At 62.2% G+C, this 17161-nt stretch carries 6 protein-coding genes; 2 read left to right on the forward strand and 4 right to left on the reverse strand.

Annotation, left to right across the window (positions count from 1 at the left end; all coding sequences use genetic code 11):
• Positions 1–56: 56 nt before the first annotated feature.
• Entirely contained in the window at positions 57–2699 is a 2643-nt protein-coding gene (locus tag AC1RTB_RS14375) for a glycoside hydrolase family 9 protein (RefSeq protein WP_492881314.1), read from the forward strand.
• Between the two features lie 9 nt (positions 2700–2708).
• Here AC1RTB_RS14375 and AC1RTB_RS14380 read toward each other — a convergent pair whose 3' ends face one another.
• The 4 genes from AC1RTB_RS14380 to AC1RTB_RS14395 all read right to left on the reverse strand — a co-directional run bounded on the left by AC1RTB_RS14380 (position 2709) and on the right by AC1RTB_RS14395 (position 10292).
• The gene (locus AC1RTB_RS14380) at positions 2709–3779 is read right to left on the reverse strand and encodes a hypothetical protein (protein WP_492881313.1); all 1071 of its coding nucleotides are present in this window, start codon (positions 3777–3779) and stop codon (positions 2709–2711) included.
• Between the two features lie 8 nt (positions 3780–3787).
• Positions 3788–4729, reverse strand: a complete 942-nt coding sequence (locus AC1RTB_RS14385; RefSeq protein ID WP_492943823.1) for a glycosyltransferase — start codon at positions 4727–4729, stop codon at positions 3788–3790.
• A 329-nt stretch (positions 4730–5058) separates the two neighbouring features.
• Positions 5059–5658: a 4'-phosphopantetheinyl transferase family protein gene (locus AC1RTB_RS14390; protein ID WP_492881311.1), complete on the reverse strand. Its 600-nt coding sequence runs from the start codon at positions 5656–5658 to the stop codon at positions 5059–5061.
• Between the two features lie 98 nt (positions 5659–5756).
• On the reverse strand, positions 5757–10292 hold the full coding sequence (locus AC1RTB_RS14395) for a MupA/Atu3671 family FMN-dependent luciferase-like monooxygenase (protein ID WP_492943824.1): 4536 nt from the start codon (positions 10290–10292) through the stop codon (positions 5757–5759).
• A gap of 395 nt (positions 10293–10687) precedes the next feature.
• Between AC1RTB_RS14395 and AC1RTB_RS14400 the strand changes: the two genes are divergently transcribed.
• On the forward strand, positions 10688–17158 hold the full coding sequence (locus tag AC1RTB_RS14400; RefSeq protein ID WP_492881310.1) for a type I polyketide synthase: 6471 nt from the start codon (positions 10688–10690) through the stop codon (positions 17156–17158).
• Positions 17159–17161 lie beyond the last annotated feature (3 nt).

The raw sequence follows: 17161 nt of genomic DNA on the forward strand, positions 1-17161 counted from the left end.
TTTTTTCGACGAACGCAGACGCTCGTTCACCAGCGATCGAAGTCGTGGAAGTCACGATGGCAACGCCAGACATCATCGCAGTCGAACTGCGCGACCCGTCGTTCCTGCGTGGGCAGATCGTGCCCCTGCCGCAGCCGAAGCCCGAGTTGCTTGGACGCTGGATTGCCGTCGACGGCGTACTCGGTCTCGTCATCGGACCGAAGGCAACGCATGCCCGGCTTGCCGACACGCCGCCCAGCATTTTCCTTGATCGAAACAGTGTGGATGCGGCAGGCCTCTATGGCGCAATCGGTGGACGGCGCGTCATCGCCGTTCATCGCAAATCCATGCCATACGATTCCGGCCTCTACCCCGGACCGAATGGCGACACCCGGACAGGCGCCGCTTTCAAACACCAGCTCTATCTCAAACTCGACGGAGCGTTGCCACAGGGCAAGCATGTCATCCACTGGCCGAATGGAATGCTTCCCGACCAAAATTTCACCTTCAACGACCAGACGACCCGCGCACTGGCGATACGCTCGACGCAACTTGGACACGCGACAAAGGACGTAACAAAGATCGCCTATCTTGCGCTCTGGCTGCCGGGTGGCGACAACGAAGGCGCGGTCGATTTCAGGGACTACGGCCTCGACGGTTTCGATGTCATCGATCCCAAAGGCAAGACTGTCTTCTCCGGCGCCATAAGCCTGCGCAAGAGTCCTGGTGATGCCGAGCCGGGCAACGGCCTGCCCAAGCCGTTGCTAGACTACACCGCAGCAACCGCACCGCGTATCGCAATCCGATCGCTCGACAAAGAGACGCGGCGCGTGACGACAATTGCGCCGCACGGCTTGACCGAAGGGCAACGGGTGGGCCTTGAGCGGCTGGGCGGCGAACAGGATGCAGGCGCAATCTTCGCCACTGTGACCGACGTCACGGCGAACGCGTTCACGCTCGTCGATCCAAAAGGGGCGCTTCCAGCGGTACTCTCTTCCGTGGCAACCGTCGCCCCGGCGCACAGCGCCAACCGCGCCGGCACCTTCGTCTTCGAACTCGACTATTCCGCTTGGGCACCGCAATCCGGCGGACCATTCCGTCTTCGCATTCCCGGCCTCGGTGTTTCCGACCCGTTTCCGGTAGGGGCTGACATCTGGCTGAAGGTCGCGCGCAATTCGATGACGGGGCTCTATCACCAGCGCAGCGGCATAGAGATCGACGGCCGCTTTGGCTATCGGCGGCCAGTCGCGTTTCGGCCCGGGTCCGACATGACCATCATCGAAAGCAGACTGCCACTGGCCTGGTCGTCCAATTTCGACACGGGTTTCATACCCTTCGAGAAGGGGGTGAAGCCACGCTGGCGTACCGAACAAATCGCGCCGGACAGCTATTGGGGCGGCTATATGGATGCAGGCGATTGGGACCGCCGCATCCAGCATGTCGAGGTCGCGTCCCTTCTGCTCGACGCCTTCGAGGTTTTGCCCGCCGGCCAGCCTGCGTTCAACTTGAATCTGCCGAAGTCGAGCGCGCTGCTTGCAAATTCCGCCTATCGCGATACCGACGACCTGCCTGACCTTCTCCACGAAGCGATCTGGGTCATGGACTTCTTCCGCAGGCTTCAGACAGAAGACGGCAGCATTCGCGGCGGCATCGAAAGCGCAGCACACCCCTTGCTGGGTGAGCCGAGCTATCTCGAACGGCAGGAGGTCTATGCCTACGCGCCCGACCATATCTCGACCTATAAATATGCCGCCGTTGCCGCCAAGCTTTCGCGCGTTCTGAAAGGGCTGGGCAAATCCGACGCCGCCCGCCTGTTTGAGGATAGCGCCCGCGCCGCATGGGATGCAGCGGAACGTGGTTTCGCGGATCCTGATACATATTACGGCGATGCGATCACGGCAGTCACGGAGACCGGTGCGTTCGGGGCGGAAGGCTGGCCGGTACGCCGAGAGCAACTGCAGAAAGTCGCTGCGGAATATCGTGGCGCAGCTGCAGCGGCACTCTACAGGCTTCTCGGAGGTTCGGAGCCGCGGGCCATCTTCGAAGCCTCCTGGCGCAAGGATCAGGGGCTCTTCGCCCACAAGGGCGACGCTGCCTGGGATTACCTCAAGACGGCAAGCGCGGATGCGGGAATAGCTGAAGAGATCGCAGCCAGGTTTGTCGAGGAAGCCGCAATTATCACCGGCGCGCAGCAAAAAGCCGCCTACCCGAACATGAAACATCCCGGTGCACCCGCTGGTTGGGGAGAGGGCGGCGCGCCGGACTACAACCAGGTGCAGACGCTCATGCGCGCGCATCTTCTGTCGGCCGATCCGCAAATCCTGCGTGTCATGGAGCAGGGATATCAGGCCATGGTCGGGGTCAATCAGGTGGGCCTGAGCTTCGTGACCGGGATCGGTTCACGGCAGATCCTGCATCCACTACACGAAGACCACCGCGCAATGGGCGTCGCCGCGCCAAGCGGCATCACCATCTTCGGCTTCGCGCCGCAGGCAGCGACCGCCTATGGCTGGGTGTTCGGGCCACCATGGTCGCCCCTCGCCGAGTCAGGCACTACCGAAAACGCGGCGCAGCGGCGCATCGAGCCGCCGCGCTTTTCCATGCCCTATCACGAATATCTGGTCGAGCACCCTTCAGTCATCATGCAGCAGGAATATACGGTGCACCAGTCGATCGGGACGATGGCAGCGCTTGCGCTTTACCTCCACGGCCGGCAGTAACGCGGCAGGTCAATCGGCAAAGGTCTCGCGCAGGTTCCAACCAAAGCGCGCTGTATCGCGCCACCTCTGGAACGCTGCGCGCGGCCAGGAAAAGTCGGCGCGATAGATCTTGTTGGCATAGCCGGCATAAGCCCAGGAGAAGGAAGTCGAAACGCCGCCAGCACATTCCTCGAGAGGCTTGGTAGCCCGGTAACGACGCAGGAAATCCGCCGCGAAGCCCTTCAGCGTCTGCGCTTGCAGCCTGTTGGGCATGGCCACCGTCTCAGCGTCCAGCCCATATATCGTCGCCAAGACGATCAGCGCGACATAGTCTTCGCCGAGATCTGTCAGATGGACGGTGTCGGTGAACAGAGTACGCACAATGTCACCCGGCGCCATGCTCTCAAAGCCTGGGCGGGGCGCGCTGATCAGATAGTCCACCAGTTCGGCCAAGGCGAGACTCGCAGGGATGAACCCAATACCGAATCCGCGTTGGCCAGGGGCAGCGCGAGTATTGGCTGCTTCCACGACACATCGCCAGACCGGAGCGGCGAGCCGCTCATAGGCTATCCAGTCACGCGGATCGTCCTTGTCGGAAACATTGAGCCACGGCGCCATGAACCATGTCGCCCCCAACGGATTGGTTTCGAGGAAGCGGCGTTGATACTCGGCGAGATAGCGCACTGTGCCTTGGCGCATGAGAGTGTCGAGCAGGGAGTGCACTTCCGTCACGAGAAGAAGATCGTAGGCCTTGCTCCCAACCGACGGCTCGCGCAATTCGGCGAGGACGTCTATGGGGCCGCCGTCGCGATCTGTGCCAGTGGCGAAGCCGGCCCAGGGGTGCACGGGGTCAGTCCCCATAGTGCGCTGCTCCAGTGACGAGCCGCTGATATTTTGCATGTTCCAGCGAACCGACCGGCCCGAACCAGCTGCCATATCGGCCATTTTGTCCAACAGGGGACGGTCTGTCAGGCTGTGGCCGGACACAAACAGATTGGATGATGCGGCCGTCAATGTTCTGGCCTCAACCCGCAGAGCCGGCGTCGCCGCATCTTGCGCAGCAAAGCCCAACATGGCGATGCTTAGAGCCAGAATTGACAAGAACCGCATCACGCATGGGCCTCGATCAGGCCGGCTCTCTTGCGATAGAGCGTTGCCTCGTCAAATTTCCGGCCGCAAGCTGCGGCATCGCGCACGAGCCCGGCGAGGCGCTTTCGATCCCGGTCAAGTGCGATGATCAGCGCCGCGAGCCCGTCGAAATCGCCCATGCGGCTGAAGGCGCCACCGCCTTCGCCTTCGACAAGGCCCCGCGGATACGGTGCGCCGTAGCCGACGATAGGACAGCCGGAAACCAGTGCCTCGATCAGACAACGCGGCGATTCCGGCGTTTTGTGGCAAAAGAGGAAAAGGTGGCTCTGCCGCAATCTGTTAAGTATCGCATCGCGGTCGCCAACATATCCGACGAGTTCGACATGTCTGGCCAGCCCAAGCTGATCCACCATCGACCTCATCTGAGGCAGAAGCGGCCCGTCGCCGAGCCAGGTTGCGCGGAGATCAACACCTGCCTGCACGGCACCATGGACGGCCCGCAGCCAATCTTCCGGCCCCTTCATTGGAGCAGCGCGCCCAACATAAGCGAGCCTCAACTGCGTGCCCGCCTCGATTTGCGCAGCCTTGAGCATAACGTCGCCGGTCGCGATGAAATCCTCCCTCCGCGTATGGACGTCGTAGACGCAAGCCGGGTTGCTCGAAGAAGCGGCAAACGCGTTGAATGTGTCCATGCCCTGGAAGAGGCCCAGCGACGATCGGCGGACCAGATAATGATGATAGCTCCGCATGAGCGGAAGCGTCATGCGTTCCTTCACGCGGCGCTTGAAGCTCATCGTATGCAGCGTGTTGCGCAACACGTCGTATTCGACCCGGTCGAACCAGACGGCGAACTTTCGCCCCTGCCGGATCGCTTCCAAACCGCCAATCGCACCCCAGTCGCCGAAAATGCAACCAATCGTGAAGCAAAGCTTGTCGGCCTTGCTGATTTCTTCGGCGAGCATTGTGCGCGTTGCCCGATAGGCGCGAAAAAACGCACCGATCTTGTAGGCGAAAGGCAAGGCTAGAAACCGTAGCCGGTCGGCGTCCGGTAGAGAATCGACATCGAGCCAGGTCACCGAGGTGTCGTCCTCCGCATCGCCTTTCATCAGAAGGCCGCAAAAGACGACGTGCTTGAAGCGCTCGGCCCAACGCCCAAGGCCGGCGCAGGTCTGGTCATCGAGCTGGAGACCGCGCGGCCCCCGGCGCAACCGCACCATTGTGACCAGCAGCAAGGTCTCGTCGCATGACGCATAGGCGACGTCACCAGGATCGCCTGGCTCGACGGTCTGTATCAGGCCCATGTGGTGAATTCCTGCCGCACGGTTTTCGCCGGTACGCTCTTTAGGCCAATGGCCGTGACAATGAAGCCGGCATCGATGGCAAAGCGGCCTTGTAGCTGGTCACCACGGCGAAATGGACTGGCGTTGACATGAAACATCGCTGCGAAGGTTGCCGCCACCATGTCGAAGCGGATCGAAACTGCGTGAAAATCGATCAGCAGGCCAGTGAGCGGGTACTGGGTTTTGTATACTGTTTCCTTGGCGCTGAAGATCGCCCGCGCCATGAGACCGCGTTGGCGCTCCGGCAGCGTTTCCAGCCAGGTGATCTCCTGCTCGGTGCAGATCGTATCTGTGAGATCATCTTCCAGCGGTTTGGCTGGCTCCATATCAAGTCCAAGCGAGCGGAAACCGTCGGCTTTCCTGGCAACCACCGCACCGCATAGACCGTCGCAATGGCTGATCGAGCCGACGATGCCTTCCGGCCAGATGGGTGCACGGTCGGCCCCCGCAGGGATGGCTTGCGCCGCAATGCCGAGCGTTCGCATCGCCGTGCGGGCGCAATCGCGCCCAGCAGCAAATTCGCGCCTTCGCTGTTCGACAGCGCGCACCATATAGGCCTCTTCGGCAGGATAGAGGCTTGCCGCCATCCGTGATGGATCAGCGGTTGCAACACCCACGCCAGGCCCGAACAGCATAGCGAGAAGACCCATCAGCTTCCTCGCATGCGCTGCATCGTAGCGCGTCGGTCGCCAAGTGCGGCACGGCGCATTGCGGCGCGATCAGCAACCTGGCTGAGCCGCTCGTCGGATTTGCCGCGGTCGGCAAGATACCCAGAGAGTGCCGCGACTGTCGGGAACCGGAACAGGTCGGTGATGGCGATGTCCGGTGCGATCGACGCCTTCAGCTCCCGATGCGCCTGAACGGCTAGAAGGGAATGCCCCCCAAGCGCGAAGAAGCTGTCATTGAGCCCGACGCGTTCGACGCCGAGAACGCGCCGGAAAGTTTCGGCGATCTCGCGCTGCACATTGTCGACAGGGGCGACATAAATCTCGGTTTCGGCCTCACGCTTTGTCTCCGGCTTCGGCAGTGCCTTGCGGTCGACCTTGGCGTTTGGCGTTAGCGGAAAGGCGTTGAGCGTCACGAAATGCGCCGGCACCATATATTCTGGCAGTGAATTCGCCAGATGCACGCGCAACGCATTCTCGTCGACCCGTTGATCCCTAAGGCGTAGATAGGCAACGATGCGCACATCGTCGGCACGGTCCTCGCGGGCCACGACGACGGTCTCGGCGATACCGGGGAAATCGGTGATCCGCGACTCGATCTCGCCAAGCTCGATGCGATAGCCGCGCACCTTGACCTGATGGTCGGTGCGGCCGAGGAATTCCAGCACGCCGTTGGTCGTGTAGCGCACGAGGTCGCCGGTGCGATACATTCTGCCGTCGGCGAAGGGATTTGGAACGAAGCGCTCACGGGTCAACTCATCGAGACCGAAATAGCCGCGCGCCACCCCCTCGCCACCGATGACGAGTTCGCCAGTCATGCCAGGCGCGACCGGACGAAGCGCTGCGTCGAGCACATAGAGCTGGGTATTGGCGATCGGCTTGCCGAGGGGTACCACGCCCTCTGTGAGGTCGGCCGTCATGGTCGAGGACCAGATGGTCGTCTCCGTCGGGCCGTACATGTTTTCGATCGGTGCTGATGTCACCTTGCGCAACTCGGCAAGCAAGGATGCCTGCAGGGCCTCGCCGCCAATGAGCAGATGGCGAACCTGTTTGAGGGCCCGCCGGTCTTCGTCGTTGACCAGGAACATGCGTGCCATGGACGGCGTGCACTGCAGATGCGTCACGCCATGAGCGGCGATATCGGCGGCGAGCGCACTCTGCGGCACCACTTCGTCTGCATCGGCGCCACGTACCCGCGCGACGACCTCGGCCAAGGGCTTCAACCGCTCCAGAACAATGTCACTCGGTACGCCGTAGTCGATCAGGCAGGCAACCTCGTCGACGCCGATAGCTGCGATCTGGTCTACACGCCCAAGCGCGTCCTCCACGGTGCCGAACAGGCCGCTGTCTTCGAAGTAGCGCAGGAAGGCGAATTCGAGGATGGCATCGAGTTCGTCGGCCCGCAGCGACTGCAGGTCAATATCCATCGGCTGGGCCACGCCCTGTGGTTTCTTGAAGGCCGGGAAAGCCCAGGCATACTGCTTGATGAGTGCTGCAGCGCTGCGCAGATAATCCTTCATCGGCGCGCGCGCGCGCTCCCGCACTTCCTCACGATCCTCGCCGAGGAGCGTGTGCAGCATCAAGGTGACCTTGTGCGCGTTTGGATCGTACCCTGCTTCGGTCAGCGCCTCGCGATAGATGCGGATCTTGCCGGCAAGCTCGTCGATCGACTGGCCGAGCAGGTGGGTGAGTACATTCGCGCCCATGCGCCCGGCTTCGCGGTAGGTCTCAGGATTGCCCGCAGTGGTGATCCAGACGGGCAATTCCTGCTGTACCGGGCGCGGCTGGGTGACGACGCCGATCGTGCCCGCGCCGAAATCGAAGTCGACCTTCTCGCCGCGCCAGAGGCGGCGGACGGTGTCGATATCGCGCAGCATGGCGGATTTGTTGTGCGGCGGTGCGTTTTCGGGCCGCAGCACGAAATCCTCGGGCATCCAGCCCGATGCGAAGGCAAGGCCGACGCGACCGTTGCTGATATTGTCGAGAACCGCCCATTCCTCGGCGACACGCGCCGGGTGATGCAGCGGCAGAACGCAGGAACCGGCGCGGATAGCCAGGTTTTTCGTCACAGCAGCGACGGCAGCACCTGTCACCGCTGGATTTGGATAAGGGCCACCGAAGGCATGGAAATGTCGTTCCGGTGTCCAAATCGCCTGAAAGCCATGCTCGTCGGCGAACTTTGCCCCTTCCAGCAGAAGCCGATATTTCGCCGGCCCCGCACCATCGTCGTTCCCCCAGTAGAACAGGCCGAAATCCATCGGTGCCTTGCCGGTCGCGCGGCGACGCGGCGCTGTCGCGGTCTTGTGGTCATGCACCTCGCTTGCATGGATCACCACCTTGAAGCCACGCGCCAGCGTCCAGAAAAGCTCCAGCACGGAGATGTCGAAGGACAGGCTGGTGACGGCGAGCCAGACGGGCTGCCCGGCCTCATCGATTGCGATACGATCGTCCATGCCGACGAAGAAATTAGCGACATTGCGATGCTCGACCATCACGCCCTTGGGACGCCCTGTCGAACCCGACGTGTAGATCATGTAGGCCAGATTGGCCGAGGTGACGCCGCTGCGCGGCCGCTCGGCACTGCCCGGCGCCAGCAGGATGTCTTCGATGTTCACGCGTTGGGCGCCATGCAACGCCAGCGCCCTGTCGAGGGCGCGCTCGCCGAGCACCACGGGCGCACCGCTGTCTTCAACCATCAGGGCAAGCCGGTCGGCCGGAAACATCGGATCGAGCGGCACATAGGCTCCGCCCGCCTTCTGGATGGCCAGGGCGCCGATGACCAGTTCTGCCGAGCGTGAAATATGCAGCCCCACCAGCGTGTCAGGCTTCACGCCGAGCCCGATCAGATGGTTGGCAACGTGATTGGCCTTTTCATCGAGCTCGCGGTAGGTCAGCTCCTGGTCGAGGAACGCGACCGCAACAGCGTCGGGTGTCAGCTCCGCCTGGCGCTCGATCAGCGTATGGACGCAAACCGCGCGGTCATGGTCGCGCGCAGTCTCGTTCCAGCCATAGAGAACGCGCTGGCGCTCTGCTTCCGACATCAGCGGAAGGTCGCAAACCGCCTTGTGGCCATCGGTAAAGGCGGCGGCGAATATGCTCAATCGGGAAAGCATATCCGTAAGAGCGCGATCCTCGACCCTTGCCTGATCGACCAGCACAAGGGTCTCGTCGGCGCCGAGCACGAATGTCAGCGCGGTCCCCTCAATGAGGTCAGCCTTCGAAGACGAGGCGGTCTCGGCCAACCCGATGGTCAGACGCGGAACGATCAATCCTGGTACGCGCTCCGCAAGATCGGACACGTAGGTGCCCCGCTCGCGTAGCTGCCCCAAGGCTTCATTTGTCCTTGCCTCGAACGTCCCGGCCGTTTCCCCGTCCAAGGCTTCGATATGAAATGGCACTGATGTCGCGAAGTGCCCGGGAAACTGGTTGTTCTGCGCGACGATGACATCGGTCGCATAGGCGAAATCCAGCGAATCCTGGCCGGAGAATCGCGCAAAGAACGCCGCAAGTACTGCTGCTCGCGAATCTGCAGGAACGGGCAATTGTACGGGCTTTGTGGCGACCCGCGGCGAATGGTCCGACGACCGTGCTTTGATGCCAATCAGGTCGACATCGCGAGCAGCAGTGATCGCCTTGCGGAAGCGCCCCTCATAGCGGGCCGCCCGGGCGACGGCCTCGTCGAGCGCCTGTCCCTCGGCATCGCTCATCAGCGGCAACCGCATCCCCTGAACAAGGCGTGAGCTCAGTGCTTTGTCGACATTCCACCCAAGGCCGATGCCCTGCACCAACACCTGGTGGTCCGCAGTCGCGATGACAGCGCCCTTGTCAGAGACCGAGAGCACCATGCCTGCCGGCTGGCCGTCGGCATACCCGACGACCTCGAACCTGGTGACGGCGAACAAGCCCTCTTCCGTCCAGATTTTCGCGCGAGCCAGCGGGTTGGCATAACCCGAGCCGAAATCGAGCCCGCGCACCAAACGCGACAATGCCTGGACATCCCGGTCGAAGCGCAACGTTCCAGCCGCCGAAGGGCGGCGGTCTTTGGCGTAGTAGGTTCGCTGCGAAAATTCCTGTGGCTGCGGCGCAAGCACGTGCCCCTCAATGGCAGACAGCATTTCCTCAAAGGTCGCGATGCCCGCCTCGAAACACTTGGTGTTGAGGGTGAGTGCCGTCTCGTCCGAGCCGATCTCGACGATGCGCTGAGCGTAGATTTCGCCCTCGTCGATGCCGGCCGTCAGCGCATGCCAGGTGACGCCGTGGCTTGCCTCGCCTTCCATGATAGCCCAGGCCGGCGCGTTGAGGCCGGCATAGCGAGGCAGCGGGCCGTCATGGAAATTTGCCGCGCCCTGCCTCGCGCTACGCCAAAGCGCATCGGGGATGATGCGCAGGTTGGCCGCGCTGAAAAGCCAGTCGTAATCGACATTTGCAAGCCGCCGCTCCACATCCGCATCGAATGCGCAGACCGATATGCCAAGACCATCGGCCCAGTTTCTGATCGGCGAACTGTCCGTCACGATCATCGCGATCGCATGTCCATGCGCCCGCACGATCTCGGCGCACTGCACCAGAAGCGACTCGTCCCCGATCAGAACGCATTTTAACTGCCCTGAAGGCATGTGGCCCAACCCCATGAGCTGCGATGGTCGCAGCGTCTATACACCAATTGATCTAAACAAGAATGAGAGCGCCCGACGTGTTTTCCATCAAGACTTCAATGTTTGGTTAAGACTGTTGCACAACCGCTGGGTTAATACCGGCGACCACCTTGCAAATTAGAAATGACGACGGAAAGTTTAACGCCGTTTTCACTTTACCTTGTTCCTTAGAATGAACTCGGCAACGCGGACAGATTCGGCTAGTTTGCGATCGGAGCGTCGCATCCACAAATGCCGAATAGAATAACGGACATTTGGCGATGTATGAAACCGATCAGGTGTCTCCAAACGACATTGCAATTGTCGGCATGGCGCTTCGCGTGCCTGGAGCGCGAAATGTCCGTGAATTCTGGGAGAATTTGCGCGGCGGTGTGGAATCCATCCGTGATGTAACCGAAGAAGAGCTGCTGGCCGCAGGCGAGTCCGCCGCACGTATCCATCTGCCTAACTATGTGCGCCGCACCTCCGAGCTTCCCGGTATGGAGATGTTCGATGCCGACTTTTTCGGGCTGAGCCCCAAGGAAGCGGCGATCATGGATCCCCAGCACCGGCATTTCCTGGAATGCGCGTGGGAGGCGATGGAAGATGCCGGGCGTACCCCGGATTCGAGTGTCGGTCCCGTCGGCGTTTTTGCCGGCTGCGGCATGGGCTCCTATTTCTATTTCAACGTCTGCAGCAATCGCCAGCTTGTTGACCAGGTGGGCATGTTCCTGTTGCGGCATACCGGCAACGACAAGGACTTCCTGGCCACACGCGCCTCGTTTGCCTTCGACCTTCGCGGCCCAAGCATAAACATCCAGACCGCCTGCTCGACCTCGCTCGTCGCGATCCATACCGCCTGCCAGAGCCTGCTTGCCGGCGAATGCGAAATGGCGCTTGCTGGTGGCGTCACGATCGAGTTGCCGCACCGGCGCGGCTACCTTTTTCAGGACGGCGAAATTCTCTCGACCGATGGCCATTGCCGGGCGTTCGACCATCGCGCCGACGGCACAGTCTTCGGCAGCGGCGCCGGTGTGGTCGTTCTGCGACGCTTGTCCGACGCGATCGCCGACGGCGACATCATCCACGCCGTCATCAAGGCAACCGCCGTCAACAATGACGGTAGCAGCAAGGCCGGCTATCTCGCACCGAGCGTCACAGGCCAGGCGGAGGCCATCATCGAGGCTCAGGGCCTCGCGGGCATCTCCGCAGATGACATCCAATATGTCGAATGCCATGGAACCGGCACCTATCTCGGCGACCCGATCGAGATCGAGGCGCTGACACAGGCCTTCCGGCAGAGCACTGCCCGTACCGGTTTCTGTCGCGTCGGCTCGGTCAAATCGAATATCGGCCATCTCGACACGGCAGCGGGCGTGGTGAGCGTTATCAAGACGACGCTGGCGCTCAAGCATCGCGAAATGCCGCCGACACTGAACTTCGAGAAACCCAATCCGTCGATCAATTTCGCCTCCAGCCCGTTCGTCGTCAACGACAAGCTGACCCCGTGGCCCATAGGCCCTGGCCCGCGCCGCGCCGCGGTGAACTCGCTGGGCGTCGGCGGTACCAACGCGCACGCGATCCTCGAGGAAGCGCCGAAGCCGACAGTCGGTGCGACAAGCAGGGTCGGCCGAGCGCCGCAGCTCTTCCTTTTTGCCACCAAAAACCGCAAAGCGCTCGACCGCGCGATGGAGCAGATCGGTGAGGAGTTGGAACGGCAGCCGGCGCTGCCACTCGCTGATGTCGCTTACACATTGTTTGCGGGTCGAAAGCATTTCGAACATCGCCGCGCTATCGCAGCACGCAGCCGCGACGAGGCGATCGCCCTTCTCTCCGGCTCCGATCCGAAGCGTCTCCATACACACAGCACGATCGAAGCCGCGAATGCCGTGTTCCTGTTCCCCGGCGGCGGCGCGCAGCATGTGGGCATGGCGCGCAGTCTCTACGCTGAGGACACCGGTTTTCGCGCGACCGTCGATGAAGGCTTGAGCTATCTTGAGCCGGAAGCCGCATCCCAGATTCGCCGCGTCTGGCTGGCCAGTGACATCGACCATTTCCAGGCGGCACGCGATTTCCTGCGGCCTTCGCTGCAGCTTCCCGCCATCTTAATTGTCGAAATCGCCATCGCGCGCCTGTGGATGCGCTGGGGCGTCAAACCGTCAGCGTTGATCGGCCATTCGATGGGCGAGAATGCCGCCGCCTGTATCGCTGGCGTCATGAGCTTCCGCGACGTCGTCAATCTCGTCCGACTGCGCGGCGAACTGTTCGACACGGTCGAGGCTGGCGGCATGCTGTCCGTTCCGCTGTCGCCCGAAGCGCTTTTGGAACACATGAATCCGGCACTTGATCTCGCCTCGGTGAATGCGCCCGAACTCTGCGTGGTTTCGGGCCGCAACGAGGATCTGGAAGCGCTGCGCCTGCGTCTGGCCGAGTATGGCATCGACGCATCGCGCATCGCCATCGACATCGCCGCGCATTCCCAGATGCTGGACCCGATCCTCGGGCGGTTCGAGGCCTTCCTGCGCGGCATCGACCTGCGCGCACCGACCATTCCGATCGTCTCCAACCTAACAGGTGAATGGCTCACCGCGGCTCAGGCGCGGGACCCGCTTTACTGGGTCCGGCATCTGCGCTCGACCGTTAACTTCGCCAAGGGCCTCGCCACGGTTTCGGCGCAGCCGGGACGAGTTTATGTAGAGGTCGGCCCGGGCCGCGCCCTGTCGTCGTTGGTCAAGCTTCAGCCCGGCGTCGAGGCAAATCAGGTCATCAACAGCCTGCCGCATGCCGAGGAGGCCACCGACGACCATGTGCACTTTCTCGCCGCGATGGGCCGCGCCTGGGCGACCGGCCTCGACGTGACGCTCACCAAGCTATGGGAGGGAAACCGCGCGCGGCGCGTGTCGCTGCCAACCTATCCATTCCAACATCAACGCTATTTCATCGAGCGCAGCGCCATAGCCGCGACAATTGAAAGCGAACAGGATTTCATCGGCAAGCAGCCTGAAATGGCAGACTGGGGCTACCGGCCAAGCTGGAGACAGGCGTTGGCTGATGTGACGATCGACGCCGACGCTCAACCCGCGTCCTGGCTGATCTTCATGGACGACACTGGTCTTGGCGCGGCGCTGGTCGAGCGGTTGCGCACCAAGGGGCACCGCGTCGCGACGGTCAAAGCGGGCGACGGCTTTTTTAGGCATGGCGCCGGCGACTACATACTGTGCCCTGAACAAGAGCGGCCAGGCTATGACGCGCTATTTTCAGGGCTCGCCAGCGACGGCGGAGTGCCGGAACGCATCGTGCATCTCTGGCTTGTGACCGGCGAAGAGACCTTCCGGCCGGGATCCAACTTCTTCAGCCGAAATCAGGAACGCGGCTTCCAGAGCCTGTTCTTCACCGCACAGGCGCTTGGTGAAATCGAAGGCTTGGAGCCGCAGATCACGGTCGTGACAAACGGGATGCAGCGGGTGGGCGGCGAAGCCCTGCCCTATCCCGAAAAGGCGACCATCCTCGGTCCCGCCCTCGTCATGCCAAAGGAGATGCCGGGCGCCACGGTCCGCGTCATCGACCTCGAATTCTCCCCACCAGTGCTTCCAGTGAGGGGCGGCTTTCTGCGGTCGCGAAAACCGGCAATCGAGCTTGCAACCTCCCTGTCGGACCAGCAACTCGATCAGCTGTGGGACGACATCTTCGCTACGCCCGTTTCGGAAACCGTTGTCTATCGAAAAGGCAAGCGCTGGATTCGCAGCTACGAGAAACTGGTGCTGGCCGACGCAAAAATAGATACCAATTTGCTGCGCGAAGGCGGCGTCTATCTGATCACTGGCGGCCTGGGCGATCTCGCGCAGGTTATCGCTGGCGAACTGGCGTCGCGTTTCCAGGCGAAGGTGGTTCTGACCGGGAGGCTCGCACTTCCACCCCGGCAGGAGTGGGCAAAGCTGGCCCTTCCACTTTCGCGCAGTGACCGGACGCGACGCGCAATCGAGGCGATCCAGGCCTTGGAAGCAAAGGGTGCGGAAGTGCTCTATGTCACGGCCGATGTAGGCAACCTGGAAGATATGGCTGTGGTGGTCGGCAAGGCGCATGCCGAGTTCGGCGACATCAACGGCGTCTTCCACGCAGCCGGCATAGTGGACGACAATCTGATCCAGTTGAAATCACTGGAGGAGATGGAAGCTGTTTTGTCCCCAAAGCTGCATGGCACCGTGGTGCTTGACCAGATCTTCCAGGACAGGCCGCTCGATCTGTTTGTCTTGTTTTCGTCGACCAGCACCGACACCGCTCCCGCCGGTCAGGTCGACTACGTTGCCGCCAATGCCTATCTCAACGCCTATGCCGAGAGCCGCTTCGCCGACAAGACGCGGAAGACCGTGGCTCTGCACTGGGGTGTCTGGAACGATGTCGGGCTGGCGGCGCGTGCCACTGGCCAGACCGCGAAAGCTGAAGCCACAAGCCTGCATCGCGGCACGGCACGGGGACCGTTCTTCAGCGACTGGGTGGAGGACGCACAAGGAGAGGTGTGGCTTCAGGCGCGCATTTCGCCACATAGTCACTGGATGCTCGACGAGCATCGGCTCGTTTCCGGCCAAGCCATACTGCCGGGCACCGGCACGATCGAGATCATCGCGCAGGCGATGCGGGAATATGGCGCCGACCTGGACCAAGAGATTGCGGATCTTTTCTTCCTCAGGCCGCTCGAAGTCGATGACCGGCGTGAGAAGATCCTGCGCGTGCGGCTTGCGGCGGACGGCGACATTCATCGCGTGCTCGTTGCGGCGGCGGATGCCGAATTCAGCACCGAAGGTTTCACCCTTCACGCCGAAGCGACCATTCGCAAACGTCTTTCCCAGCAGCATGCCGCCTCGGATTTGGCAGCCGCCTCGGCGCGACTGAGTGCCGGCCAGCGCGCCGAAGGTGGAGTGGCGCTACGCTCCGTCCAGGAGGATCATATCCGCTTTGGGCCGCGCTGGAGGGTATTACGGTCGCTTTCCCGTGGCGACCAGGAAGCCTTTGCCGAGCTCAGGCTCGACGAGGCATTTCGCGCCGACATCGCGCAAGGCTTCGCCGCCCATCCAGCACTGCTGGATATCGCGACCGGATTTGCGCTCGACCTCGCGCCGGGCCATGCAACATCGCGCGCCTTGTGGGTGCCGATGTCTTATGGCAGCATCGCGCTGTTCAAGACACTTCCCGAAGCCATCGTCAGCTGGGCACGGCTAAGCAAAATCTCCGATCTCGGCGACGGCTTCGTATCCTTCGACATCACCATCGCCGCACCGGACGGCAGCGTCGTTGCGGAGATCGAGCGTTTCGTCATGAAGCGGCTAGATGACGATCTCGCTTTGGCGGCGGCACGCGGCGTCGATCGTGAGCGCAAGCCTGCTGGTGGGGAGCCGTTGTCGCCGGCCGTGCAGCAACTCGCCGCTCAGGTTAGTCAGGGCATCCTGCCAGCCGAAGGCTTCGATGCCATGATCCGCGCGCTCGGCACCGGTCAGCCGCAGCCTATCGTCAGTTCGATAGACCTTGCCGCGCTGCGCCTGCGGGCGGCGCTGCCGCGCTCTGAGGCCCAAAGCTCTGGCGAGGTCTTCGAGCGCCCCGATCTCGACAATGACTATGTCGCGCCGCGCGACGAGATCGAACGTACACTTGCAGGTTTCTGGAGTGAATTGCTCGGCGTCGAGAAGATCGGCGTGCACGACAGTTTCTTCGACATCGGCGGCCACTCGCTGATTGCGGTGCGCCTGTTCCGCATGATCAGAAAACAGTTCGCGCTCGACTTGCCGATCTCCGTCCTGTTCGAGGCGCCGACCATCGCCGGGTGCGCCGCATTGATCGGCAAGCAGGTCGCGCCGAAATCTGCCAATACGAGTGATGCCGCCGTCTCAGATAACCAGAAGATCGAAAAGGCTACCCACCTTGTCGCGATGAGCACGGGGCGTTCCGGCGCCGGCTCGCCATTCTTTCTCTGCGCCGGCATGTTCGGCAATGTGCTCAATCTGCGGCAGCTGGCGATGCAGCTTGGCACCGACCGTCCGATCTATGGGCTCCAGGCGCGTGGCCTTTATGGCGACCAGGAACCGCACGACAATTTCGTCGAGATGGCGCGTGACAATCTAAAGGAAGTTCGCGCCGTCCAGCCGTTTGGACCCTATCTGCTGGGCGGCTTCTCCGGCGGTGGTCTCGTCGCATACGAAATGGCGCAGCAGCTGCGCGAGGAGGGTGAGGAGGTCGCGCAACTGATCCTGCTCGATACGCCCTTGCCAACACAGCCGCCGCTGTCATTGCGCGACAGGCTCTCCATGAAGGTGCAGGACCTGCGCCGGGAGCGCCTGAGCTTTGTCACAACCTGGATCGGCAATCGCCGGCGGTGGAAGCAGAACGTCGAAGGTCGCGCGGATGCAGAGCAGGATGAACAGTCCTCCGACCAGCTCCACAACCTGGCGATCGAAAACGCTTTCCGCGCAGCATTGCCGCGTTATGAACTGAAGCCTTACGCGGGAAGGGTGCTGCTGCTTCGACCAAAACTCAGCATCATCTATCGTCTGAGCGGCGGACGCATGCTCCAGCAAGGTCGCAACATCGCGATGGAAGACAATGGCTGGGCGCCATTCGTCGCCGATCTGACCGTGCAGGAAGTGCCGGGCGACCATGACGGCATGGTGCTCGAGCCTTTCGTGCGCATCCTTGCCGACCGCATCAGAAGGCGGCTGAACCAGCCGTTGCGCGGTGCGGACTACGGGATCGCGGCGGAGTAGCTG

The organism is Aminobacter sp. GW821-FHT11F06 (genome assembly GCF_058808215.1).